The sequence below is a fragment of the Laedolimicola ammoniilytica genome, assembly GCF_025567165.1.
In the GTDB taxonomy this organism is placed as follows: domain Bacteria; phylum Bacillota; class Clostridia; order Lachnospirales; family Lachnospiraceae; genus Laedolimicola; species Laedolimicola ammoniilytica.
On sequence record NZ_JAOQKC010000004.1, the window covers coordinates 114,839 to 141,091 of the forward strand.

A 26,253-nucleotide genomic window follows, 5' to 3' on the forward strand; every position below is an offset into this window, starting at 1 on the left:
TTATTTTCATGTAACAGGAAATTCTTATGGAATCCCCTGTTACATAAAAAATATTATCGCACTGCGGCGGAGATGTAGTATGTCGCTTACGCGACCCGCCGCAGGCGGAGAATGTGCCAATGGCACATTCTTTTTTAAATAACGCGACACAGCAAGGTTGATGCATGTATAAAAACGGGGCAGATGTAACGCCATCCTTTCGATGACCTTACATCCGCCCCTGTTTTATCAGAGCATTTTATCGGATTCCGGATTTATTTCCCAAACTCACCGTTCTGCCGCTTCTCTAAGAGCTTCCGGATCTTCTCCGTCGGGTTGTTGATCTTTCCGATAGGAGTGTCATGATTCATGGTATCGATAATGGTAGCCAGGAACTTGGTCATATCCGCTTCGGTGTAGTAGGGCTTCTCAAGAAGCTCCGGAGAGCGGTAGTTCAGGTTTGTGGTGACGATACGCTTGATGTAGCCCTTCTCGTAGTACTCGTCGAACTTCTTGAAGCCATCGGTGAACAGGCCGAAAGTGCAGCATACATAGACGTTGCGGGCTCCCCTCTCCTTCATCTGCTTGGCCACATCCAGCATACTTCCGCCGGAGGAAATCATGTCGTCAATGATGATGACGTCCTTGCCGGTCAGGGAGGTTCCCAGGAACTCGTGGGCTACAATTGGGTTCTTGCCATTGATGATGGTGGAGTAATCTCTTCTCTTATAGAACATACCCAGGTCAATTCCCAGTACGTTGGAGAAGTATACCGCACGCTCCATGGCACCCTCATCGGGGGCAATGATCATCAGGTGGTCGTTATCTACCTGGAGATCCGGCTCGGTGCGGAGCAGCGCCTTCATAAACTGATAGGGCGGCTGGAAGTTATCGAAGCCATTCAGCGGCGTCGCGTTCTGGACACGGGGGTCATGGGCGTCGAAGGTAATGATATTGGTCACACCCATATTCTGAAGTTCCTGCAGAGCCAGCGCGCAGTCCAGGGATTCGCGGCTGGTGCGGCGGTGCTGACGGCCCTCATAGAGGAACGGAATTACCACATTGATGCGGTGCGCCTTACCGGTGGCAGCAGAAATGATACGCTTCAGATCCTGATAGTGATCGTCCGGGGACATATGATTCTCATGGCCGCAGACATTGTAGGTAATGCTGTAGTTGCACACGTCCACGATGACGAAGAGGTCGCTTCCACGGACGGATTCGCCGAGACGGCCTTTCGCTTCACCGGTTCCAAAACGGGGACAGGAGCAGTCGATCAGGTAGGAATCCTGGGCATACTCCTGAAAATAGACATTATCGCGGTGCTGCATATTGGCGGTCTTACGGAAATCCACCAGATAGTTGTCCACCTTTTTAGCGAAATACATACTGCTTTCCAGGGCGGCGATTTTCAGCGGCGCGATAGGTAAAATATTATCAAACTGATTTGTATCTGACATGACTGTCCTCCGAATAATATGACATTTTTAGATATGCAGTGAAAAACACACTATATATAAATTTATACCATTTTCCGATACAGATCGTCAAGACAGATTGCTTTTTATTTTCAAATAATGTATGATGATGAAGGAGAAAAAGGAGTATTTATGAAAAAAGTAAAAGAACACGTGATCAAGACTATAGAACCGGGCAGTATCGCCGAGGAACTGGAGCTGGAACCGGGAGACGTGCTGGTGTCGGTGAACGGCCAGCCGGTAAAAGACGTCTTTGATTATCATTATCTGATTAACGAGGAATATCTGGAGATTCTGGTCCGGAAGCCAAGCGGAGAAGAATGGGAGCTGGAGATCGAGAAGGAATACGAGGACGATCTGGGCATTGAATTCGAGAACGGCATGATGGATGATTACCGTTCCTGCAGCAATAAATGTATCTTCTGTTTTATCGATCAATTGCCGAAGGGCATGCGGGACACGCTGTATTTCAAGGATGACGATTCCCGTCTGTCCTTTTTACAGGGCAATTACGTGACTCTGACGAATATGAGTGACGCGGACGTGCAGCGGATCATCACTTATCGCATGGAGCCCATTAATATCTCCTTCCAGGCCATGCACCCGGAGCTGCGCTGTCAGATGCTCCATAACCGCTTCGCCGGGGAAGCTCTGAAGAAGGTGGACCGCTTCTATGAGGCGGGCATCATCATGAACGGCCAGATCGTGCTCTGCAAGGGCGTGAACGATGGAAAAGAACTGGAATACAGCATTGAACAGCTGGTAAAATACCTGCCCTATCTGCAGAGTGTATCGGTGGTTCCGGTGGGCTTGACCCGCTATCGGGATGGCCTCTATCCGCTGACGCCCTTTACGAAGGAGGACGCGTGCGCAGTGTTGGCCCTGATTCACAGCTGGCAGGAGCGCCTTTACAAAGAATACGGCAATCACTTCATCCACGCAGGCGACGAGTGGTATCTGCTGGCGGAAGAGGAGATACCGGCGGAGGACAGCTATGACGGTTATCTGCAGTTGGAAAATGGCGTTGGTATGATAAGGCTTCTCCGGGAAGAGGTACATGAACAACTGGCGGCTCTTCCGGGAGATGACAGAAAGCGCCATGTCACCATTGCTACAGGTGAGCTGGCAGCGCCGATTCTGACCGGACTTGGCAAAGAGGTGAAAGAGAAGTTCCCGAAGCTGGATCTGCAGGTAAAAGCTGTGAAGAATGAATTTTTCGGCGGCAAGATTACCGTGGCCGGACTTCTGACCGGACAGGATCTGAAAAAGCAGTTAGCTGATCTGAACCTGGGCGAGGAGCTTCTGCTGACTGAACATATGCTGAAGAGCGGCGAGCGGGTCTTCCTGGACGATGTGACTGTGGAAGAACTGTCCAGGGCTTTACAAGTGCCCATAACTATTGTAAAATCAGACGGAAAATCTTTTCTAGATGCCGTACTTGGCCGATCTGAGAATTAAGATATAGTATCAAGAAGAATAGGAGAAATTAGAGAATGAGTAAACCGATAGTAGCGATTGTCGGACGCCCGAACGTGGGAAAATCCACCCTGTTTAACGCGCTTGCGGGAGAGAATATTTCCATTGTAAAGGACACGCCCGGAGTAACGAGAGACCGTATTTACGCGGATGTGACGTGGCTGGATCACGCTTTTACCCTGATAGACACCGGTGGCATCGAGCCGGACAGCAGCGACGTCATCCTGTCCCAGATGCGGGAACAGGCCCAGATTGCCATTGATACCGCGGACGTAATCATCTTCCTGGCGGATGTGCGTCAGGGCCTGGTGGACGCGGATTCCAAGGTGGCGGACATGCTGCGCCGTTCCAGAAAGCCCATTGTGCTGGCTATCAATAAGGTAGACAGCTTCCAGAAGTTTATGGCGGATACCTACGAGTTTTATAACCTGGGTATCGGCGATCCGGTGCCGATTTCCGCAGCTTCTCGTCTGGGTATCGGCGATCTGCTGGACGAGGTCGTGAAGCATTTCCCGGAGCAGACCGGTGAGATTGAGGAGGACGACCGTCCCCGCATCGCCATCGTGGGCAAACCGAACGTGGGAAAATCCTCCATTATCAATAAGTTGATCGGCGAAAACCGCGTCATCGTGTCCAATATCGCAGGCACCACCCGGGACGCCATCGACACCGAGGTACGCCGGAACGGTAAGGACTACATTTTCATTGACACGGCAGGACTGCGCCGCAAGAACAAGATCAAAGAGGAGCTGGAGCGCTACAGCATTATCCGTACCGTGACGGCAGTGGAGCGGGCCGACGTGGTCATTCTGGTCATCGACGCGAAAGAGGGCGTCACCGAGCAGGACGCGAAGATCGCCGGTATCGCCCATGAGCGCGGCAAGGGCATCATCATTGCGGTCAATAAATGGGACGCCATCGAGAAAAATGACAAGACTGTCTATGAATATACCAACAAGATCCGGAATATTCTGTCTTATATGCCTTACGCGGAGATTACGTTCATTTCCGCTGTGACCGGTCAGCGTCTGCCGAAGCTCTTTGAGCTCATCGACATGGTCATCCAGAACCAGAACCTGCGCGTAGCCACCGGCGTGCTGAACGAGATCATGACCGAAGCTGTGGCTCTGCAGCAGCCGCCCTCAGACAAGGGAAAGCGCCTGAAGCTTTTCTATATTACACAGGTGGCAGTGAAGCCGCCCACCTTCGTCATTTTTGTAAATGACAAGGAGCTGATGCATTTTTCTTATACCAGATATCTGGAAAATAAGATCCGGGATGCTTTCGGCTTCAAGGGAACCGCGCTCCGGTTCCTGATTCGGGAAAGAAAGGGTGATCAGCAGTGATACGTCTGGCATGTGTGGCCATCGGCTATGTGTTCGGTTTGTTTCAGACCGGTTATATCTATGGAGAATTAAAAGGTACGGATATCCGCCAGCATGGAAGCGGCAACGCGGGCGCTACCAACGCGCTCCGGACGCTTGGCTGGAAGGCAGGCCTTATTACCCTGCTGGGAGACTGCTTTAAGTGTGTCTTTGCGGTGCTTCTGGTACGAGCCCTGTTTGCGGGCCGTTATCCGGATGAAAATATGGGCGTGCTTCTGGGAATGTACGCAGCCCTGGGTGTGATTTTGGGACATAACTTTCCCTTTTATCTGAAGTTTAAGGGCGGAAAGGGCATTGCGGCTACCGCAGGTCTGTACCTGTCCCTGGATCCGGTTATGACTCTGGTGGCCATTGTATTATTTGGAGGTGCCGTAGGCGCGACCCGTTACGTATCCCTGGGATCCATTCTGGTCAGCATCTGGCTGCCGGTGGGAACGATTCTGTTTGGCCGGCAGGGACATTGGGGATTGTCCCAGGGGCATCTCTATGAGCTTTACGCGATTACGATTTTCTTATGCCTGATGGCGATTTACCGCCACCGGAAGAACATTGGAAGACTGTTGAACGGCACCGAGAGCAAGCTCGGGCAGAAGGCGAAATAAGGAGAGATACTATGGCGAAAACAGGTGTGATTGGAGCAGGAAGCTGGGGAACGGCCCTTGCGCTGGTACTCCACAATAACGGGCATGAGGTCGTCCTCTGGTCCCATTCAAAGACCTCTGTGGAGAGTCTTTCAGAGAACAGGGAACTGATCGGAAAGCTGCCGGGCGTGAAAATCCCGGAGACGATTGCGATTACCAATGATCTGGAAGCGGCGATGAAGGAGAAGGACATGCTGGTACTGGCGGTTCCGTCCGCCTGCATCCGCAGCACGGCCCACAATATGGCTCCCTATGTGGCGGATGGTCAGCTGATCGTGTGCGTCTCCAAGGGCATCGAAGAGAGCACCCTGAAGATTATGACCGAGGTTATAGAGGATGAAATTCCGAACTGCCGGGCAGCAGTGCTGTCGGGACCCAGCCATGCGGAGGAGGTTAGCCGCGGCCTACCGACGACGGTAGTGGCGGGCGCCCACGACCGTGAGACAGCAGAGCACATCCAGAACCTCTTTATGAATCAGGTCTTTCGTGTATACACAAGCCCGGACATGCTCGGCATCGAGCTGGGCGGTGCCCTGAAAAATGTCATCGCGCTGGCGGCAGGCATCGCCGACGGCCTGGGCTACGGCGACAATACCAAGGCCGCTCTGATTACCCGGGGAATCGCGGAGATGAGCCGCATCGGCACCGCCATGGGCGGCCGCCAGGAGACCTTCAACGGCCTGTCCGGTATCGGCGATTTGATTGTAACCTGTGCCTCCGTACACAGCCGGAACCGCAAGGCCGGTTATCTGATGGGCCAGGGCCGCACCATGCGGGAGGCCATGGACGAGGTGAAAATGGTGGTCGAGGGCGTCTATTCCGCCAAGGCAGCCGTGGCTCTTGCCCGGAAATACAACATCGAAATCCCGATTATCGAACAGGTCAACAAGGTACTCTTTGAGGACAAGTCCCCGAAGGAGGCCGTGACCGAGCTGATGCTTCGCGATAAAAAAATCGAAAATTCACAACTCCCCTGGGAGTAGGAGGGAGGGCCGCCTGTGCGCTGTTACAACTGCAATAAGAAATTTGACTACGAGAAATATTACGGCATCTGTCCCAAATGCGGCTGCTTTAACCGGCAGGAGACTGCTGAGGAACAGCATGAGGCCGTGCACGACCGCTTTGGCGACAGCTCCGATGAGGACTGTCATAGAAGCCACCGAACCTTCAGCGCCCATCCAGGCGAAGAACGGGATGGAAGCTTTACTTATCAGGAGGACGGCTATACCTATACGGACTTTGAAGGAGAGACGGCGAAGAAAAAGGGCGTGGGCTTCTTTGTATTCTGCATCCTGTTCTTTGTGCTCAGCGTGTTCCTGCTGATTGGAACCATAATCTATACGACAGTCAATCCCATGGTAAGCGTATTTGTGACTGATCCGGAGAATGGAAGCGGTCTGGAAATCGTGAAACATGAGGCGGGTGCTTCTTTTATCTTCCAGGAGAAAATGACGCTGCAGGTACTGGAGTGCCGGGAGGTGGCAGATTCGAGTATCTTCCCAACCATGGAAGAGGGAAAAAAGCTGGTGGCGGTTCATGTACAGGGCGAGAGCGACGGCCAGTACGAGGATTACAACGGGCTTTATGGCATCTATCTGGAGACAGAAGGCCATTACCGGGAACCCATTTCCAGCTATTATTTTGAGCCCTACGCGCAGATTCTGGGCGTGTACCCGGCGCTGGATGACAGTTCCTTCAAAGGGGAAGCATACTGCGACGGCTGGTACGGTTTCCTGGTGGACGCAGACGCGGACACAGCGGTGCTGTGGCTGGATGAGTACGACTGCACCGATTGGGATGGCGGGAAGCTGATCCGCACCCATCGGATCGAACTGCCCATCGAGAACCTGACCGAGGACGAGGCCGCGGAGCTGGAGCAGGCCGCAGATGAGGCGGAAGCGGAAGGTTTGCTGCAGGAGGAAATTTTCATTGACGGGACGGAAGTAGAAGGACAGTCATCGGAGGAAATTTCTGTCGACGAGAATGGTAACCTGTCCGTTGCGGTACCCGGTCCGGAAGACTTTGAAGCGCAGGAAGGAGGTGCCGGGGATGGAATCTAGGACAACGGAGAAAAATACACTGATATTTCGGATTGTCGGCGGTATCTTTCTGGTCTTCGGAATTATTTTCCTGGCAGTCACTTTTAAGCTTTGGCTCAGAGGGAGTGTTCCCGGCATGATGACCGCAGATACCAGCGGCTCCTACTGCACCCTGGAGCCCGTAGGCAGCGAGTGCCTGGGAGCCACCTATGAAGGCGCGCAGGCAGAGGAGGGATATACCTTCTACCGGCTGGATTTCCAGGTCACCAACGAGGGCGATGAGACCCGCTACATGGACAACTACTACGGTATCTATTTTAACGAGGACAACGGCAATTACAACGATGTGCTGGACTGGTGGCATACCGAAGAGGAAGAGAGCCAGCCCCGGTACCTGTTTGAAGACTACGATTACACCTACCTCCCCGCAGGCCGTACCGGCACCTACCAGATGGTAGTGCAGATCCTGGACGGCGTGAAGAGCTTCACGGTGGATTATTATCCGGGGGATGTAAGCGGAGAGAGAATCAGTTTTGATATGACAATCGAATAACGGACGAACAATCCAAAACGTAGATCTCCGGAGAGAAACAGAAAGCCCTCGGGGGGACGTTAGCTGATTTTCCGTAGGGACGAGTAGGAAAATCTGCGTGTCTCCGAGGGCTTTCTGTTTCTCTCCAGAGCCCATAGCCTTTCGGTCTTTCCACCATATATTTTCCCAAATTAAGCATTGACAAACAGCACCTCGCGGTATACAATGTAAAAAGTAATGCGGCACTTTAATACGTCAAAGCATCGTGGCGTCAAAGCATTAGCGCCGCAAAATGGAGGATATACAGGAGGATTTACTATGAAAAAGTTACTCGCATTAGCACTGGCAGGAACCATGACCCTGTCACTGGCGGCCTGCGGAGGAAGTAAGGCTGATACCACAACCACAGATACCGCGGCAGCAGAAGAAACCACAGAGACAGCCGATACCGCAGACGCGGCTTCCACAGACGGACAGACCTACACCATAGGTATTTGTCAGCTGGTACAGCATGAGGCGCTGGATGCAGCGACCCAGGGCTTTAAGGATGCAGTGGAAGAAGGACTTGGAAAGGATAACGTAACCTTTGAGGAGCAGAATGCGTCCGGAGATTCCGCTACTTGCGCGACGATCATCAATCAGTTTGTATCCGATAATGTGGATCTGATTCTGGCAAACGCCACACCGGCCCTGCAGGCGGCAGCACAGGGAACCGATACCATTCCGGTACTGGGAACCGCTGTTACAGAGTATGGCGTAGCGCTTGATATCGACAATTTTGACGGCCTGGTAGGAACCAACGTATCCGGTACTTCCGACCTGGCGCCGCTGGATCAGCAGGCAGCTATGCTGCAGGAGCTGTTCCCGGATGCAAAGAATGTAGGACTTCTGTACTGCTCCGCTGAGGCAAACTCCCAGTACCAGGTAGACACCGTACAGGCAGCCCTGGAGAAGCTTGGCTATACCTGCAAGCAGTATTCCTTCTCTGATTCCAACGATCTGGCTTCCGTAGCTACAACTGCTGCAAATGAAAGCGATGTCATATATCTGCCGACTGATAATACCGTAGCGTCCAATACAGAAATTGTCCGCAATATCTGCGAGCCGGCCGGTGTTCCGATTATCGCCGGTGAGGAAGGCATCTGCGCAGGCTGCGGCGTGGCAACTCTTTCCATCAGCTACTACGATCTGGGCGTAGCAACCGGTAAGATGGCAGTGAAGATTCTGACCGGCGAGGCAAACGTATCTGAGATGCCCATCGAGTATGCACCGGAGTTCACAAAGAAATACAATCCGGAGCTGGCAGAGGCTATGGGCGCAACCATTCCGGATGACTATGTAGCAATTGAGACAGCAGAGTAAGCTGGAACAGTACATTTCGCATGAATTTAAAAAAGAATGTGTTGAGGCGGGTAAAAAGGACTTCCCTTTTTACCTGCTTTTTGCTATAATATTGAAAGCTTTACGCATTTTTTGCGTGATTACAAGGCAGGAGGATAGAAAAGTGGATGTTTTAAAGTTTTTGAATGCATTGCCCGGTCCCTGCGCGCAGGGTCTGATCTGGGGTATTATGGCAATTGGTGTGTACATCACCTATAAGGTGTTGGATTTGGCGGATCTGACGGTAGACGGAACCATGGCTACCGGAGGCGCGGTCTGTATTATGATGATGCAGAGCGGCCATTCCGTATGGATGTCCCTGTTTGTGGCGTTCCTGGCAGGTATGCTGGCAGGTCTGGTGACCGGTTTATTCCATACAGCCATGGGAATTCCGGCGATTCTGGCAGGAATCTTGACCCAGCTGGGACTCTACTCGATCAATCTCCGTATCATGGGGGAAAAGGCAAACCAGGCCCTGGCTTTCGGAAAGTATGACCAGATTGTTTCCCTTCGCTGGGTAAAGGGTGTTCCCTTCTATCAGAATACCAATTTTGTGGCGGGCGTGTTTGTCCTTTTCATTATCGGAATTCTGTACTGGTTCTTCGGAACAGAGCTGGGCTGCTCCATCCGGGCGACCGGCAATAATGAGCATATGTCCAGAGCCCAGGGTATCAATACCGATACCAGCAAGATCCTTGGTCTGATGATTTCCAACGGTATCGTGGCTCTGTCCAGCGGCCTGTATGCCCAGTACAACGGCTTCGCCGACGTCAACGCAGGCCGTGGCGCCATCGTTATCGGACTGGCAGCCGTTATCATCGGAAACGTTATCTTCGGAAAAATCAGCCGGAACTTCGGCTTTAAGCTCTTTACGGTAGTGCTTGGCGCTATCATTTACTGGATTGTATATCAGCTGGTTATCATGGCAGGCCTGAACGCCAACGACATGAAGCTGATCTCCGCCCTGGTAGTGGCCGTATTCCTGGCTATCCCGTACCTGAAGGGCAAATATTTTGCAAAACCGGTAAAAAAGGGAGGTGCGGCAAATGCTTAGAGTAGAAAATGTATGGAAGACCTTCAACGCAGGAACCGTAAATGAAAAGACGGCTCTGTCCGGACTGAATCTTCATCTGAACGAGGGAGATTTCGTTACGGTCATCGGCGGTAACGGAGCGGGAAAATCCACCATGCTGAACGCGGTGGCAGGCGTGTGGCCCGTGGACGAGGGAAAAATCTTTATTGACAATGTGGACGTGACAAAGCTTCCGGAGCACAAGCGCGCGGCATATCTTGGACGCGTGTTCCAGGATCCCATGACCGGAACCGCAGCCGGTATGCAGATTGAGGAAAATATGGCGCTGGCTGCCAGAAGAGGCGCGATGCGCTTTCTGAAGCCGGGCATTACCCAGAAGGAGCGGGAGTATTATAAGGAACGCCTGTCAGCCTTGGGACTGGGCCTGGAGGATCGTCTGACCAGCAAGGTCGGCCTTCTGTCCGGCGGACAGAGACAGGCGCTGACCCTTCTGATGGCGACCCTAAAGAAGCCGCGGCTTCTGCTCCTGGACGAGCATACCGCAGCTCTGGATCCGAAGACCGCGGCCAAGGTACTGGATGCCACTGACCGCATCGTCGGCGAGGATCACCTGACTACCCTGATGATCACCCACAATATGAAGGATGCTATCGCCCATGGTAATCGTCTGATCATGATGTACGAGGGCCATGTCATCTACGATGTGGCGGGCGAGGAGAAGAAAAATCTGAAGGTATCCGACCTGCTGACCAAATTCGAAGAGGTCAGCGGCGGTGAGTTTGCCAACGACCGGATGATGCTGACCAACTAGACAAAGCAGAAAGCGAAGATTCCCTGTTGAAATGGTTGACAACGGGTGTCGAACTTGGTAGAATCAAGAGAAAGATTTGCCTGCGCGGACGGGACAACTGTCCGCGCAGCGAACACTTAAAAGGGAAGGGAAAGCTATGAAACGAGTTGTATTTTCTATTCTGGTCGATAATACCTCCGGTGTGTTAAGCCGCATCGCAGGCCTGTTCAGCCGCCGTGGTTATAATATCGACAGTCTGACGGTTGGCGTAACCGCCGATCCCCGTTATTCCCGTGCTACCGTAGTAGCCAAGGGCGACGAGATTATTATGCAGCAGATTGAGAACCAGTTGAATAAGCTGGTAGACGTGATTGATATCAAGCGCCTGGAGCCCGAAACTTCTATCTGCCGCGAGCTGATTATGATTAAGCTGAAGGTCAGTGAGGAGAACCGCCAGTCCCTCATCGCAGTGGCCAATATTTTCCGCGCGAAGATCGTGGATGTGGCCAAGGAATCCCTGGTCATCGAACTGACCGGCAATCAGTCCAAGGTGGACGCCTTTATCGACCTGTTAAGCGGGTATGAGATTCTGGAGCTGGCGAGAACCGGTATCACCGGTCTGTCCCGGGGCACCTTCGATGTGAAGATGTACGATGAGGACGGTCGGCTTATGGACTACGATTTCAGCTAATTTTATTTACGATACTTTAGGTGACCCATTACCGGCTGCGGGCCGGATGCCGCCGCCTCAAGCATAAATTTATTACACAAAATAAAACGGAGGAATGAAAAAATGGCAAAGATCTATTATCAGGAAGACTGCAATCTGTCTCTGCTGGATGGAAAGACCATCGCAGTGATCGGATACGGCAGCCAGGGACACGCACAGGCACTGAACGCAAAGGAGTCCGGATGCCATGTCATTATCGGCCTTTATGAGGGAAGCAAATCCTGGAAGAGAGCAGAGGAGCAGGGATTTGAGGTTTATACAGCAGCAGAGGCTGCAAAGCGCGCAGACATCATTATGATTCTGATCAATGACGAGCTGCAGGCAGCTATGTACAAGAAGGATATCGAGCCGAACCTGGAAGAGGGCAATATGCTGATGTTCTCCCATGGCTTCAACATCCACTTTAATCAGATCGTACCGCCGAAGAATGTAGACGTTACCATGATCGCTCCGAAGGCGCCGGGCCACACCGTAAGAAGCGAGTATCAGGCCGGCAAGGGAACGCCCTGTCTGGTAGCGGTAGAGCAGGATGCGACTGGCAAGGCTCTGGAGTATGCACTGGCATACGGCCTGGCTATCGGCGGAGCAAGAGCCGGTATCCTGGAGACCACATTCAGAACCGAGACAGAGACAGACCTGTTCGGTGAGCAGGCAGTTCTGTGCGGCGGCGTATGCGCTCTGATGCAGGCTGGTTTCGAGACTCTGGTTGAGGCTGGCTATGATCCGAGAAATGCTTACTTCGAGTGTATCCATGAGATGAAGCTCATCGTAGACCTGATTTACCAGTCCGGCTTTGAAGGAATGCGTTATTCTATCTCCAATACTGCAGAGTACGGCGATTACATCACCGGACCGAAGCTTATCACAGAGGAGACTAAGAAGACCATGAAGAAGATCCTGAAGGATATCCAGGACGGTACCTTCGCAAAGGACTTCCTGCTTGACATGTCTCCGGCAGGTGGACAGGCTCACTTCAAGGCTATGAGAAAGCTGGCTGCTGAGCATCCGTCAGAGAAGGTTGGAAAGGAAATCCGTAAGCTGTACAGCTGGAACGGCCAGGACAAGCTGCTGGATAACTAGTTAGAATATGAAGGAATGGAGCAGAAAAGTATATTTAAAATTGCCCCGTCCCTGTGAGGAGGACCACAGATCCATGCAAAAGCGGCTTTTGGCTGCTCTCAGGGACTGTGGTTCTTTCTATACGGACAAAGAGGCAGATATCCGGATTCGTCCGTTGGTGCTGTCGGAATGTCTGGCGATCTGTGAGCAGGCAGACTGGCAGGTGACGGCATCGCTTGGCTTTGACGGACGCATCTGGGAGCTGCTGGCGCTGGAGCCAGGAGACACAACGGCGCAGCATTATGGCCTCTGCGCGGATCTGGGCAGCACCACGATTGTAATGGAACTGGTGGATTTGAATACCGGAGAGACGTTTGCCTCGGAAAGTGTATTCAATCCACAGATCGCCTACGGGGACGATATTCTGACCCGTATCTTCTATACCAAGGATCACCCGGAGCGGCGGCGCGAGCTTCAGGAAGTTACGGCGAGGGGCTTTCGGATGCTGATAGAGAAGCTTTTGGAAAAGACCGGCGTGGACGCGCGGCAGTGCAACATCCTGACTGTGGCAGGCAATACGACCATGATGCATTTCCTGCTGGGGCTGGATGCCTTCGGGGTTTTTCAGTCGCCCTACGCGGTTCAGACCCTGGAGCCGGAGGTGTGCCGGGGAGCGGAGCTTGGAATTCCGGTACAGGGCTTTGTATACCTTTGTCCGGCCATGGAGAATTACCTGGGCGGGGATATCATCAGCGGTATGCTGGCCACTGGGATTCCCGACCGGGAGGAGATCAGTGTCTTTCTGGACGTGGGAACCAACGGAGAACTGGTGGTAGGCAATCAGGAATTCCTGCTGGCTGGCGCAGGTGCGGCAGGACCGGCCCTGGAGGGCGGTTCGGTACGCACGGGTATGCGGGCGGAGAACGGCGCGGTAGACAGGGTGATCACAGAGCATGGGCGATTGAAGGTTCATGTGATTGGTGAGACGGAGGCGAAGGGCATCTGCGGCTCCGGTATCGTGGATCTGCTGGCAGAGCTTTATCTGAATGGCTGGATTGATCTGCGGGGGAGATTTCAGGTAGCGGAAAATCAGATGGAAAAGGAAGACGGCGGGAAGCAGTTCCGGATTCCAGGTCTCCGAAAGTGTCAGAAAGTAGACGCGGCCTCCGAAAATGATGTGGAGTACGCCATTGAGTACGCGCCGGGGCTCTGCTTCTATCAGAGCGATATCGACGAGTTCATCCGCACTAAGGCCGCAGCCATGACCATGGTGGAATACATGATGAACCTTATCGGCCTCACCATGGAGGATGTGGGACGCTTCTATGTGGCCGGAGCTTTCGGCACTCACATTGATAAGGAGTCGGCGGTGACCATCGGCATGTACCCGGATATCGACCGGGACAAAATCATTTCCCCGGGAAATACGTCCCTGCAGGGCGCGCGGAAGCTGCTGCTGGATCGCGGCCTTAGGGAGAAAGCAGAGGAGAACATCGAACGGATGCAGTACGTCCAGTTTGGCGCGGTGGAGGAGTTCCTGGAGATCATGCGGGCGGCCCAGGCCATTCCACACACAGATCTGCAGCGGTTTCCAACCGTGGAGCGACGGCTTTTGGAACGGCAGAAAAAAATAGAAAAAAACTCTTGAACATCAAAAAGAGTTATAGTATAATAACTTCAATTTGAGGAAAAAAGACTGGAAATGCGAGTGGGCATGGTATGTCTTTTTTTTTTGAGAAAGTATATACAAAGAGACTATAATTTTGAAAGGAACAGGTGGACGAATGAAAGCTTTTCTGATATTGGAAGACGGACATGTGTTTACAGGCACCAGCATCGGTTCAGAGCGCGAGGTCGTAAGTGAGATCGTGTTCAATACATCAATGACCGGTTATCTGGAAGTGCTGACCGACCCCTCCTACGCGGGACAGGCAGTGGTAATGACTTATCCGTTGATTGGTAATTATGGAATATGTTATGAGGATATGGAGTCCGGACGTCCCTGGCCGGATGGATATATTGTTCGGGAGCTTTCTCGCCTTCCTAGCAATTTCAGAAGTACAGATACCATTCAGAATTTCCTGAAAAAATATGATATTCCCGGAATCGCAGGTATTGATACCCGTGCGCTGACCAAGATTTTGCGTGAGAGTGGCACCATGAACGGTATGATTACCACAAAAGAATATGAAAACCTGGACGAGGTACTGCCCCGTTTAAAGGCATACCGTACCGGTAAGGTGGTCGAAAAGGTTACCTGCAAGGAAAAGTCTGTGATGAAAAATGACGGCTACAAGGTAGCGCTCCTGGACCTTGGCGCAAAGCGCAACATCGCCCGTTCCCTCCATGAGAGAGGCTGCGAGGTTACGATTTACCCGGCGGGAACCAAGGCAGAGGAAATCATCGCGTCCAATCCGGACGGCATCATGCTTTCCAACGGCCCCGGAGACCCCAAGGACTGTGGTCCCATCATCGACGAGGTGCGGAAGCTCTATGAAAGCGACATTCCGATTTTTGCCATCTGTCTGGGACATCAGCTGATGGCCCTGGCCACCGGCGCAGACACCTACAAGCTGAAATACGGCCACAGAGGCGGCAATCACCCGGTAAAGGATCTGGAGACCGGAAGAGTCTATATTTCCTCCCAGAACCACGGCTATGCCGTAGATGTGAACAGCTTGAACCCGGCTGTAGCGACAGCGGCCTTTGAAAATGTCAATGACAAAACCAACGAGGGTCTGAAATACACCGGTAAGAACATTTTTACCGTACAGTTCCATCCGGAGGCATGCCCGGGTCCCCAGGATTCCAGCTACCTGTTTGACCGGTTTATTCGCATGATGGAGGTGAAGAAAAATGCCTAAGAATCCGTCTATCAAAAAAGTACTTGTCATCGGCTCCGGCCCGATCATCATCGGCCAGGCAGCCGAGTTCGACTATGCGGGCACCCAGGCCTGCCGTTCCCTGAAGGAGGAGGGCATCGAGGTTGTCCTCTTAAATTCCAACCCGGCTACCATCATGACCGATAAGGATATCGCAGATCGCGTATACATCGAGCCGCTGACCGTAGAGGTGGTAGAGCAGCTGATTTTGAAGGAACAGCCCGACAGCGTCCTGCCGACTCTGGGCGGCCAGGCGGGACTGAATCTGGCCATGGAGCTGGAGGAGCGTGGCTTCTTAAAGGAGCATAACGTACGTCTCATCGGAACTACTTCCGAGACCATCAAGAAGGCCGAGGACCGTCTGGAGTTCAAGAGCACCATGGAGAAAATCGGCGAGCCCGTGGCGGCTTCCGAGGTAGTAAAGGACGTAGAGGCAGGTATTGCCTTTGCCAATAAAATCGGTTACCCGGTGGTTCTTCGTCCGGCTTACACCCTGGGTGGCAGCGGCGGCGGAATCGCCCACAACCAGGTGGAGCTGGAGGAGATTCTGGCCAACGGTCTCCGGCTTTCCCGTGTGGGCGAGGTTCTGGTGGAGCGCTGCATTGCAGGCTGGAAAGAGATCGAGTATGAGGTTATGCGGGACGGCGCCGGCAACTGCATCACCGTATGTAACATGGAAAATATCGACCCGGTAGGCGTACACACCGGCGACAGCATCGTTGTAGCTCCTTCCCAGACCCTGGGCGACAAGGAGTACCAGATGCTGCGTACCTCTGCCCTGAATATCATTAGCGAGCTGAACATCACTGGCGGCTGCAACGTTCAGTATGCCCTGCATCCGGAGAGCTTCGAATACTGCGTCATCGAGGTAAATCCCCGAGTGAGCCGTTCCTCTGCGCTGGCTTCCAAGGCTACGGGCTACCCCATTGCCAAGGTAGCGGCTAAGATTGCCCTGGGTTATACCCTGGACGAGATTCCCAACGCCATTACCGGACAGACCAAGGCCAGCTTTGAGCCTATGCTGGACTACTGTGTCGTGAAGATGCCCCGTCTGCCCTTTGATAAATTTATCAGCGCAAAACGTACCCTGACCACACAGATGAAGGCCACCGGCGAGGTTATGGCCATCTGTAACAACTTCGAGGGCGCACTGATGAAGGCCATCCGTTCTTTGGAGCAGCACGTGGACAGCCTGATGTCCTATGATTTTACAAATCTTTCCAGAGAGGAAATCCTGGATCAGCTTCATGTGGTGGACGACCGCCGTATCTGGCTGATTGCGGAAGCCATCCGCAAGGGCATTTCCTATGAGGAGATTCATGCCATTACCCAGATTGATCTCTGGTTCATTGATAAAATTGCGATTCTGGTGGAAATGGAGCAGGCGCTGAAGAGTGAGCCCCTGACGCCGGAGCTCTTAAAAGAAGCGAAACGGATCGAGTTCCCGGACAATGTCATTGCCCGCCTGACCGGCAAGACGGAGGAGGAGATTAAAGAGCTCCGTTACGCCAACGGCATCACCGCTGCGTACAAAATGGTAGATACCTGTGCGGCAGAGTTCGAGGCAAGCACACCCTATTACTACTCTGTATTTGGCAGTGAAAATGAAGTCGTAGAAACAAAAGACCGTAAGAAGGTACTGGTTCTGGGCAGCGGCCCCATCCGGATCGGACAGGGTATCGAGTTCGACTTCTGCTCTGTACACTGTACCTGGGCCTTTGCGAAAGAGGGCTATGAGACCATCATCATCAACAATAACCCGGAGACGGTAAGTACCGACTTCGATATTGCGGATAAGCTGTATTTCGAGCCGCTGACCCCGGAGGATGTGGAGAGCATCGTGCGTCTGGAGAAGCCGGATGGAGCTGTGGTACAGTTCGGCGGACAGACTGCCATCAAGCTGACCGAGGCCCTGATGAAGATGGGCGTGCCCATCCTGGGAACCTCTGCGGAGAACGTGGACGCGGCAGAGGACCGGGAGCTCTTCGACGAGATTCTGGAGCAGTGTCAGATTCCGAGACCCAAGGGACATACGGTATTTACCGCCGAGGAGGCAAAGAAGGCAGCAAACGAGCTGGGCTATCCGGTTCTGGTGCGTCCCTCCTACGTGCTGGGCGGCCAGGGTATGCAGATTGCCATCAACGATAAGGACGTGGAGGAATTTATCGGTATCATCAACCGGATTGCCCAGGAGCATCCCATTCTGGTAGATAAGTACCTGCAGGGCAAGGAGATCGAGGTTGATGCCGTGTGCGACGGCGAGGATATCCTGATTCCGGGTATCATGGAGCATATCGAGCGCGCGGGTATCCATTCCGGAGACAGTATCTCAGTCTATCCGGCCAAGAGCATCAGCGATAAGGTGAAGGCTACCATCGAGGAATACACGAAGCGCCTGGCACGGTCCCTGCATGTGATCGGTCTGATTAACATTCAGTTTATCGCGGTAGGCGACGAGGTATACGTGATCGAGGTAAATCCCCGTTCCAGCCGTACGGTTCCCTATATCAGCAAGGTGACCGGTATTCCGATTGTGCCGCTGGCTACCAAGGTCATCTTGGGTTACAAGATCAAGGATCTGGGCTATCAGCCGGGCCTTCAGCCGGAGGCAGATTATTATGCGGTGAAGATGCCGGTATTCTCCTTTGAGAAGATCCGCGGCGCGGACATCAGCCTGGGACCGGAGATGAAATCCACCGGTGAGTGTCTGGGTATTGCCAAAACCTTCAACGAGGCCCTTTACAAGGCCTTCCTGGGCGCAGGCATCCGTCTGCCCAAGCATAAAAATATGATTATGACTGTCCGGGACGAGGATAAGGAAGAAGCAGTGGAGATTGCGAAGCGTTTTGAGGCGCTGGGCTACTGTATCTATGCCACCAAGGGCACCGCAAGAGCACTCATGGAGGCAGACGTCTCCGTGCGCCTGACCAGAAAGCTGGAGCAGGAGTCCCCCAATATTCTGGATCTGATTCTGGGCCACAAGATCGACCTGGTTATCGACACGCCCTCCCAGGGTGTAGATCACAGCCACGACGGCTTTGTCATCCGTAGGAATGCCATTGAGACAGGTGTTAATGTGCTGACAGCGATCGATACCGCCAAGGCTCTGGTAACCAGTCTGGAGAATACGGACGTGAAGACCTTAAGCCTCATTGATATTGCAACGATTTAAGTGAGAATAGAGTGATAAAATAGTAGAAAGGACTTTCCGGGAAGGAGAGTCCTTTTTGCAGCTGTGGGAAAAGTCCATAATCTCAATTTACTCCTCGAATTCGAGGAGCTTAGGAAACAGGACACGAAGGAAGCTTAATCGTATGCGATTCGAGGCGGTTAAACAGAAGGAAAAGTACACAGAGGTTCACAGTCCGGAAAGTTTGTGCTACAATGGATACAGATTTTTTCGGAAAAAGGCGGTGGGCGTATGGAAAAGCAGATTTTTACAAAGGAACTGGCAGCAAAGCTTCTTCCGGTACGGAACCCGGACGGTCACAAGGGTGATTTTGGACGGGTCAGTATCACGGGCGGAAGTGTAGGCTTTACAGGCGCTCCGGTACTGGCAGCTTATGGCGCAGCCCGCAGTGGAAGCGGGTTGGTGTTCTTGGGGGTGCCCGAACCGGTATACCCTATCGTGGCGGGGCACTGTCTGGAAGTGATGCCGTCGCCGCTGCCTGCAGCCCGCGGGAAGATTTCCAAGGACGCTTTTTTCCCGATTCTGGAGCGGTTGAACAGCTGCGACGCCGGGCTTCTGGGGCCGGGACTGGGACGCTCCCAGGAGTTGCCAAAGTTGATAAGTAAAATTCTGGAAGAAACAGAGACGCCGCTGATTCTGGACGCGGACGGGCTGTATGCCATTAAGGATCGAAAGGATGTACTGCGGAAGCGGGCGGAAAAAGGATTGCTTACGATTCTGACGCCCCATGAGGGAGAATTTCACTATCTGGGCGGTGAACTGGCGGCTGGCCGGGAAACGGCGGCGCTGGATTTTGCAAAGGAATACGGCTGTATCCTGGTACTGAAGGGGCCGGGAACCGTGACCGCATTGCCGGACGGAAGCTGTTATGTGAATCCTACCGGGAATAACGGGATGGCCAAGGGAGGCAGCGGGGACGTGCTGGGCGGCATGATTCTGGGGCTGCTGGGACAACTGGTGGCTGCGCACAAAAATGACGGAAAGTACACAGGTAATTCTATACGGACAGAGGCAATAGAACAGGCACAGAAAGAAAGCTCATTTTTGAAAGAAACCGGACGTATGACAGCCCTGGCTGTTTATCTTCACGGCCTGGCCGGAGATCTGGCCCGGACAGAACTTGGCGAGTACGGTATGCTGCCCTCAGATCTGACTGCGCGGATCCCGGCGGCAATTCTGGAGCTTCAGAAGAATCAATTGCATCATTTTTAAAGCGGGAAAAAGAAAGATATATATATAAAAATCAGACAGCAAAAGAGGAAAACATAATGGTAGATATGAAAAGCCTGCTGACCATGCAGGGCATGATGTTTACGATGCTCCTTGTGGGCGTCTTTATCAGAAGAAAGGGAATCGTCACATCGGAGGGACGCAAGAGCCTGACCAATCTATTGGTCAACCTGATTCTCCCCTGCAATATTCTCTACGCCTTTTCCAAGTCGGACACTTCGGCTTTTCGCTCTATGATCGTAGTCATTATCATGTCAGCCCTGATTCAGCTGACCTGGTATATCTTAAGTAAATTTTTATGGAAAAACATGGACAACAGCCGCCGCGGTATTATGCGCTACGCCTTCCAGTTTGCCAACTGCGGTTATCTGGGCAATCCGGTCATCGAGGGCCTGTACGGCGCGCCAGGACTGGTATACGCTTCCGTGTTCCTACTTCCGGTGCGGATATTCATGTGGAGCGTAGGGTTAGAATGTTTTCAGGAGGGTGTGGGCAGTTTTTCGAAAACCTTGAAGAGAACGATTACGCATCCCTGCGTACTGGCGACCATCATCGGTGTGGTATGGATGTTTTTCCCCCAGGCGAAGCTGCCGGATTTCCTGCATAATACCATTTACGGCTTTAATCAGTGCCTGACACCTATGACCATGCTGACCATTGGTTTTATCATGGGAGAGACCGACATGCGTCGGATCTTCTGTAGGGATCTGGGTGTTATCACGGTACTTCGTCTGGGTATCCAGCCCCTTATCGTGCTGGGCGTCTGCTACCTGCTCCATCTGGAGCCTCTGGTGGCGGAGGTCATCACAGTTCTGGTCTCCATGCCGGTGGCCAATACTACGGCGCTTCTGGCCTCCCAGCATGACTGCGACTATGGCTTTGCCAGCGGTCTGGTGGTGTTCACCACACTGGTGTCCATGGTGACGATTCCCATTTACGGAATGCTGGTAGGTGTCGTGTTTGCGTAAAATCAGATTTATCTGAGAAATATCTTAGAAATGGCGGGAAAACGCTTCGGCAGTACTTGTCGGAGCGCTTTTTTTATGCTATCCTAGTATAGAGTGTGGGCACTTGTCGGACGAGTGCCTGTTTTGTTGTGACCTAAAAGATATGAGAGGTGCATTTTATGAAATGGAATAAATACACATTGAAGACCCGGACGGAGGCAGAGGATCTCATCAGCAGTATGATGCAGGATGTGGGCATCGAGGGAATCGAGATCGAGGACAAGGTTCCCCTGTCCCAGAGAGAAAAGGAGCAGATGTTTGTGGACATTCTGCCGGAGGGACCGGCGGACGACGGCGTGGCCTATATCAGCTTTTATCTGGAGCCGGATGCGGATCAGGAGGAAATGCTGGAGCGGGTGCGCGAGGGTTTAAAGGAAATCGCGGGCTGGGGCGTGGAGATCGGAGAAGCTACGATTCAGGCCTCTGAAACCGAGGATAAGGACTGGATCAACAACTGGAAGGAGTTCTTCCATCAGTTTTACGTGGACGATATCCTGATCAAGCCCTCCTGGGAAGAGGTGAAGCCGGAGGATCGGGAAAAGCTTCTGATTCAGATTGATCCGGGAACCGCCTTCGGAACCGGTATGCATGAGACGACACAGCTGTGTATCCGCCAGCTTCGCAAGTTTCTGACGCCGGAGACGGAGCTTCTGGACGTGGGAACCGGCAGCGGTATCCTGTCCATCATCAGTCTGAAGCTGGGAGCGAAGCACGCGGTAGGAACCGATCTGGATCCCTGCGCGGTAGAGGCTGTAAGGGAAAATATGGAAGTGAATGGCATCGACCCGGCTTCCTTTGAAATGATGATTGGCAATATTATCACAGAGAAAGAGATTCAGGAACGGGTTGGCTATGGATGCTATGATATCGTAGTGGCGAACATTCTGGCGGAGGTGCTGGTGCCGTTGACGCCGGTGATTCTGTCCCAGCTGAAGCCGGGCGGCGTCTATATTACATCCGGTATCATTGACGATAAGGAAGACCTGGTGGTGGAGACCGTGAAGAAATGTGGCCTGACCGTACTGGAGGTCACCCATCAGGGCGAGTGGGTCAGCGTAACGGCCCGTAAGGAGCAGTAGGATGCATCGTTTTTTTGCGGAACCCGGTCAGATCGGGGAAAAGGAAATCGTAATCACTGGAGCAGATGTGAACCATATCCGGAATGTCCTTCGTATGCGGGCAGACGAGGAAGTGCTGATCGCTGACGGCCAAGGCGCAGAGTACCGCTGTAAGCTTACCGATCTTGGTGAAAATGAGGTGCGCGCCCAGATTCTCTGGAAGCTTGACGGCAATGCGGAGCTTGCCTCGGCCATTACCCTGTTTCAGGGGCTGCCGAAAAGCGATAAGATGGATCTCATCGTCCAGAAATGCGTGGAGCTGGGAGTGGACCGGATTGTTCCGGTATCCACGAAGCGTGCTGTGGTGAAGCTGGACGCAAAAAAGGAGCAGACACGGCTGAAGCGCTGGAATACCATCTCGGAGAGCGCGGCCAAGCAGTCCGGCCGTGGTGTGATCCCCGAGGTCAGCGGCGTCATGTCCTTTGGGAAGGCCCTGGAGGAGGCAAAGAAGCTGGATGTGCTTCTGATCCCTTATGAGCGGGCTGAGCATATGGCCGAAACCAGGCGGGTTATGGGTGAAATCAGACCCGGCCAGTCCGTAGGTATTTTCATCGGCCCGGAGGGCGGCTTTGAAGAAAGCGAAGTAGAGGAAGCAGTGGCAGCAGGAGCGAAGGCTATTACGCTGGGAAAGCGAATTCTGCGGACTGAGACGGCAGGGCTGGCGGTGATGGCCATGCTGAGTTACCTGCTGGAAGAATAGAAATATAAGTTCATAGTTGTTATCTTGTAGGAGGATTTATATAGCTGGGTTAGAGGATAATCTTTACAGAGCTAAAGATATGTATGATGCGTTTGAGATAAAAGCTATGAATATAGAAAATAAAAAAGAGGAATATCATGGAAGTTTATTTAGATAATTCAGCCACCACCCGCTGCTTCCCGGAGGCAGCGAAGCTGATGTACAAGGTTCTGACCGAGGACTACGGCAACCCGTCCTCCTTACATCAGAAGGGTATGGACGCGGAGAAATACGTCCGTGAGGCGAAAGAAATCATTGCGAAGAATCTGAAGGTGGAGCCCAAGGAGATCTATTTTACCTCCGGCGGGACAGAGAGCGATAACCTGGCGCTCATGGGCGCGGCCCATGCCAATCAGCGGGCAGGAAAGCACCTGATTACCACCCGGATTGAGCACCCGGCTATTTTGAATACCATGAAGGAGCTGGAAAAGCAGGGCTTTCAGGTAACCTACCTGCCGGTAGACGGACAGGGACGGGTGCAGATCGCGGATCTGGAAGAGGCGCTGACGGACGAGACCATTCTGGTGTCTGTCATGTATGTGAACAATGAGATTGGCGCGGTACAGCCCATCGAGGAGATAGGAAGGCTTCTGAAAAACCGGGAGAAACCCGTTTTGTTCCATGTGGATGCGGTGCAGGGCTACGGAAAGTTCCGGATTCTGCCGAAAAAGCTGGGTATTGACATGCTGAGTGTCAGCGGTCATAAGATTCATGGGCCCAAGGGCATGGGAATTCTGTATGTAGACGAGCATGTGAAGATTCATCCGATTCTTTTCGGAGGCGGCCAGCAGAGAGACTTACGCTCCGGTACGGAAAATGTGCCGGGTATCGCAGGGCTGGGCGAGGCCGTAAAAGAGATTTATACAGATTTCAACGAGAAGATGGAGCGGCTGTATGGGCTCCGGGAATACTTTGTCGAAGAGATCGAAAAGATAGAGGGAACCATTGTAAACGGACCGGAGGGCAGAGAGGGCGCGCCCCATATTGTCAGCGTCAGCTTTGCGGGAGTACGAAGCGAGGTGCTGCTTCATTCTCTGGAGGATAAGGGCATTTACGTGTCCTCCGGATCTGCCTGCGCTTCCAATCACCCGGCGGTCAGTGAGACATTGAAGGCCATTCACGTAAAGAAGGAGCTTCTGGACTCCACCATCCGGTTCAGCTTCAGTGAATTTACGACAAAAGAGGAGCTGGATTACACACTGGAGGCGCTTCGGGCCCTACTTCCGATGCTGCGCCGGTTTACGAGAAGATAGAAAGGGGAACAACATGTTTTTTCACGCATTTTTGATTAAATACGGAGAAATCGGGATCAAGGGAAAGAACCGGTATCTCTTTGAGGACGCGCTGGTAGCGCAGATCCGCCATGCCCTGAAGCATGTGGAGGGCACGTTTAAAGTAACCAAGGATCAGGGACGTATCTATGTCCACACCGAGGGCGAGTACGATTACGACGACGCGGTGGCAGCCATGCGCCGGGTATTCGGTATCGTGGGCATCTGCCCGGTGGTGATTCTGGAGGACGAAGGCTTTGAGAAGCTGGGCGACGATGTGGTGGCTTACTTAAAGGCCCGCTACGGCGAGAATTGTGAGAAAACCTTTAAAGTACAGGCCCGCCGCGCCCGCAAGACTTATCCGAAGGCTTCCATGGAGATGAACGCGGAGCTGGGAGGCCGGATTCTGGATGCGTTTCCGGGTATGCGCGTAGATGTGCATGAGCCGGAGCTGATGATTCATGTGGAAGTGCGGGAGCATATTTATCTGTACTCTGACATTATCCCGGGTCCGGGCGGTATGCCCATCGGCACCAACGGAAAATCCATGCTGCTTTTATCCGGTGGTATTGACAGCCCGGTGGCAGGCTACATGGTAGCTAAGCGCGGCGTCAAGATTGACGCGGTATATTTCCATGCGCCGCCCTACACCAGCGAGCGCGCAAAGCAGAAGGTGGTAGATCTGGCGGCGAAGGTGGCCCGTTATACCGGCCCCATTTACCTGTATGTGGTAAACTTTACGGAGATTCAGTTATATATCTATGAGAAATGTCCTCACGACGAACTGACGATTATCATGCGCCGTTATATGATGCGGATCGCAGAGCGGATCGCGGAGAAGACAGGGTCTCTCGGCCTGATTACCGGCGAGAGTATCGGCCAGGTAGCCAGCCAGACCGTACACAGCCTGGCAGCTACCAACGAGGTCTGCACTATGCCGGTATTCCGTCCGCTGATTGCGTACGATAAGGAAGATATCGTAACGATTTCCAAGCAGATTGATACTTATGAGACGTCGATTCAGCCCTTTGAGGACTGCTGTACGATATTTGTTGCCAAGCATCCGGTGACCAAGCCGAACATCAATGTGATCAAGCGCTCCGAACAGAAGCTGATGGAGCAGATCGATGAGATGGTGGATAAGGCCATCGAGACGGCGGAACTGATTGTGGTAGGTTAAAGGGTATAAAGAAACCATACGAGCCGGCTGGGACAATATTGATTATTATCAGGAAAACAAAGGAGATTAATCACATGGGAGTAAATTCAATTGACGCTGAAGACGATCAGTTCGCATACCGTTATGATACCCAGCTTCTGATTGAGCGCAGGGATCAGGACCTGGACGAGGATGAAATTTCCGATTACATCACCGAGCATTTTGAGGGCAACAGCCTGATTGCGGCGGGAGACGAGGATCTGGTGAAGATTCATTTCCATACCAATGAGCCCTGGAAAATTCTGGAATACTGCAATTCCATAGGAGAAATTTTCGATATTGTGGTGGAGGATATGATCCGCCAGACTAACGGGCTGCACGGCTAAAAGTGGCAATGACAGAAAGAGGGTGTCGCAGATGACCGCAGAAGAAGTAATACAGGAAGCAGCAAAGCTTTGCAGAAGCTTTCATGCCCAAAGAGTGATTTTATATGGATCCAGGGCAAAGCATACGGAACGGGAGAGAAGCGACATTGACATTGCCGTGACAGGAGTGGAAAAATTTGAACTGTTGGCAGAAAAAATAGAGGAGCTTCCAACTCTTTACAGTGTGGACCTGTTGAATCTGGATACCTGTAAAAATCAGTTGTTATTGGAGGATATCAGGCAATATGGACGAGAAATTTAAAAGACGGTTCACATCATTTTGTAACTCACTGGATGCGCTGGCGGAGGCAAAACAGAGGGATCTTTCCGATTCCTTTGTTTTAAGCGGTACCAGCGCCAAATTCAGTATTACCTTTGATTTGGCATGGAAGGTTATGAAGGATATCCTGGTGCAACACTATGCGATTACCGGTTTTGTGGCAGGATCGCCGCGAGAGGTGCTTCGGGAGGCTTTCAAGGCGAATCTGATTTCTGATGACGCCTGGATGGAAATGCTGAAGGTGAGAAATGAGCTGATGCATGATTATGACTGCGAAATTGTGAAGGAACATTGTAGTACGATAGTGGAAACCTATATTGATTTGTTTTACGAGTTTGAAGAAACCGTAAAAAGATTGCCGGTTGCGCGATAGTTGGTGGAAGCAACCACCCGCGTTTGCTATGATTCCCGCATCAAAGACAGAACAGGA

At 52.5% G+C, this 26,253-nt stretch carries 24 protein-coding genes; 23 read left to right on the plus strand and 1 reads right to left on the minus strand.

The window, feature by feature from the left end:
- Positions 1-254: 254 nt before the first annotated feature.
- Positions 255-1,439, minus strand: coding sequence for a ribose-phosphate pyrophosphokinase (locus OCV63_RS04290; protein ID WP_158362281.1), 1,185 nt, complete (start codon positions 1,437-1,439; stop codon positions 255-257).
- 150 nt (positions 1,440-1,589) lie between these two features.
- Between OCV63_RS04290 and OCV63_RS04295 the strand changes: the two genes are divergently transcribed.
- The 23 genes from OCV63_RS04295 (at position 1,590) to OCV63_RS04405 (ending at position 26,196) form a co-directional block, all read left to right on the plus strand.
- Positions 1,590-2,915, plus strand: coding sequence for a DUF512 domain-containing protein (locus tag OCV63_RS04295; protein WP_158362283.1), 1,326 nt, complete (start codon positions 1,590-1,592; stop codon positions 2,913-2,915).
- A gap of 35 nt (positions 2,916-2,950) precedes the next feature.
- The gene (der, locus tag OCV63_RS04300) at positions 2,951-4,279 is read left to right on the plus strand and encodes a ribosome biogenesis GTPase Der (RefSeq protein WP_158362285.1); all 1,329 of its coding nucleotides are present in this window, start codon (positions 2,951-2,953) and stop codon (positions 4,277-4,279) included.
- On the plus strand, positions 4,276-4,920 hold the full coding sequence (gene plsY, locus OCV63_RS04305; RefSeq protein ID WP_158362287.1) for a glycerol-3-phosphate 1-O-acyltransferase PlsY: 645 nt from the start codon (positions 4,276-4,278) through the stop codon (positions 4,918-4,920). Before der ends, plsY begins: the two co-directional genes overlap by 4 nt.
- Before the next feature lie 11 nt (positions 4,921-4,931).
- Positions 4,932-5,942: an NAD(P)H-dependent glycerol-3-phosphate dehydrogenase gene (locus tag OCV63_RS04310; RefSeq protein WP_158362289.1), complete on the plus strand. Its 1,011-nt coding sequence runs from the start codon at positions 4,932-4,934 to the stop codon at positions 5,940-5,942.
- 15 nt (positions 5,943-5,957) lie between these two features.
- Positions 5,958-7,019, plus strand: coding sequence for a hypothetical protein (locus OCV63_RS04315; protein WP_158362291.1), 1,062 nt, complete (start codon positions 5,958-5,960; stop codon positions 7,017-7,019).
- Positions 7,009-7,551 (plus strand): hypothetical protein, encoded by a 543-nt coding sequence (locus OCV63_RS04320; protein ID WP_158362293.1) that lies wholly within the window; start codon positions 7,009-7,011, stop codon positions 7,549-7,551. The genes OCV63_RS04315 and OCV63_RS04320 overlap by 11 nt, the downstream gene beginning before the upstream one ends.
- Positions 7,552-7,848: 297 nt before the next feature.
- On the plus strand, positions 7,849-8,892 hold the full coding sequence (locus OCV63_RS04325; protein ID WP_158362295.1) for an ABC transporter substrate-binding protein: 1,044 nt from the start codon (positions 7,849-7,851) through the stop codon (positions 8,890-8,892).
- Between the two features lie 142 nt (positions 8,893-9,034).
- Positions 9,035-9,964: an ABC transporter permease gene (locus tag OCV63_RS04330; protein ID WP_158362297.1), complete on the plus strand. Its 930-nt coding sequence runs from the start codon at positions 9,035-9,037 to the stop codon at positions 9,962-9,964.
- A complete protein-coding gene (locus OCV63_RS04335; RefSeq protein WP_158362299.1) occupies positions 9,957-10,754 on the plus strand; it encodes an ABC transporter ATP-binding protein in 798 nt (265 codons plus the stop codon). The genes OCV63_RS04330 and OCV63_RS04335 overlap by 8 nt, the downstream gene beginning before the upstream one ends.
- Positions 10,755-10,890: 136 nt before the next feature.
- Entirely contained in the window at positions 10,891-11,424 is a 534-nt protein-coding gene (ilvN, locus tag OCV63_RS04340) for an acetolactate synthase small subunit (RefSeq protein WP_158362301.1), read from the plus strand.
- Positions 11,425-11,487: 63 nt separating this feature from the next.
- Positions 11,488-12,543: a ketol-acid reductoisomerase gene (gene ilvC, locus OCV63_RS04345; protein WP_262670647.1), complete on the plus strand. Its 1,056-nt coding sequence runs from the start codon at positions 11,488-11,490 to the stop codon at positions 12,541-12,543.
- A 7-nt stretch (positions 12,544-12,550) separates the two neighbouring features.
- On the plus strand, positions 12,551-14,170 hold the full coding sequence (locus OCV63_RS04350) for an ASKHA domain-containing protein (protein ID WP_158362305.1): 1,620 nt from the start codon (positions 12,551-12,553) through the stop codon (positions 14,168-14,170).
- A 136-nt stretch (positions 14,171-14,306) separates the two neighbouring features.
- Positions 14,307-15,386 carry a carbamoyl phosphate synthase small subunit gene (locus OCV63_RS04355; RefSeq protein ID WP_158362307.1) on the plus strand — a complete coding sequence of 360 codons (1,080 nt, stop codon included), beginning with the start codon at positions 14,307-14,309 and terminating at the stop codon, positions 15,384-15,386.
- Positions 15,379-18,576 carry a carbamoyl-phosphate synthase large subunit gene (gene carB, locus OCV63_RS04360; RefSeq protein ID WP_158362309.1) on the plus strand — a complete coding sequence of 1,066 codons (3,198 nt, stop codon included), beginning with the start codon at positions 15,379-15,381 and terminating at the stop codon, positions 18,574-18,576. The genes OCV63_RS04355 and carB overlap by 8 nt, the downstream gene beginning before the upstream one ends.
- Positions 18,577-18,825: 249 nt before the next feature.
- On the plus strand, positions 18,826-19,806 hold the full coding sequence (locus tag OCV63_RS04365) for an NAD(P)H-hydrate dehydratase (RefSeq protein WP_158362311.1): 981 nt from the start codon (positions 18,826-18,828) through the stop codon (positions 19,804-19,806).
- A 56-nt stretch (positions 19,807-19,862) separates the two neighbouring features.
- Entirely contained in the window at positions 19,863-20,792 is a 930-nt protein-coding gene (locus tag OCV63_RS04370) for an AEC family transporter (RefSeq protein ID WP_158362313.1), read from the plus strand.
- Positions 20,793-20,950: 158 nt separating this feature from the next.
- Complete coding sequence (gene prmA, locus OCV63_RS04375) at positions 20,951-21,910, plus strand: 50S ribosomal protein L11 methyltransferase (protein ID WP_158362315.1); 960 nt, start codon at positions 20,951-20,953, stop codon at positions 21,908-21,910.
- A 1-nt stretch (position 21,911) separates the two neighbouring features.
- Positions 21,912-22,649 (plus strand): 16S rRNA (uracil(1498)-N(3))-methyltransferase, encoded by a 738-nt coding sequence (locus OCV63_RS04380; protein ID WP_158362317.1) that lies wholly within the window; start codon positions 21,912-21,914, stop codon positions 22,647-22,649.
- Positions 22,650-22,786: 137 nt separating this feature from the next.
- Positions 22,787-23,941 (plus strand): cysteine desulfurase family protein, encoded by a 1,155-nt coding sequence (locus OCV63_RS04385; RefSeq protein WP_158362319.1) that lies wholly within the window; start codon positions 22,787-22,789, stop codon positions 23,939-23,941.
- 13 nt (positions 23,942-23,954) lie between these two features.
- Entirely contained in the window at positions 23,955-25,139 is a 1,185-nt protein-coding gene (gene thiI / locus OCV63_RS04390) for a tRNA uracil 4-sulfurtransferase ThiI (protein ID WP_158362321.1), read from the plus strand.
- 74 nt (positions 25,140-25,213) lie between these two features.
- On the plus strand, positions 25,214-25,504 hold the full coding sequence (locus OCV63_RS04395) for a hypothetical protein (protein WP_158362323.1): 291 nt from the start codon (positions 25,214-25,216) through the stop codon (positions 25,502-25,504).
- 31 nt (positions 25,505-25,535) lie between these two features.
- Positions 25,536-25,805, plus strand: a complete 270-nt coding sequence (locus tag OCV63_RS04400; RefSeq protein ID WP_158362325.1) for a nucleotidyltransferase family protein — start codon at positions 25,536-25,538, stop codon at positions 25,803-25,805.
- A complete protein-coding gene (locus tag OCV63_RS04405) occupies positions 25,789-26,196 on the plus strand; it encodes an HI0074 family nucleotidyltransferase substrate-binding subunit (protein WP_158362327.1) in 408 nt (135 codons plus the stop codon). Before OCV63_RS04400 ends, OCV63_RS04405 begins: the two co-directional genes overlap by 17 nt.
- Positions 26,197-26,253 lie beyond the last annotated feature (57 nt).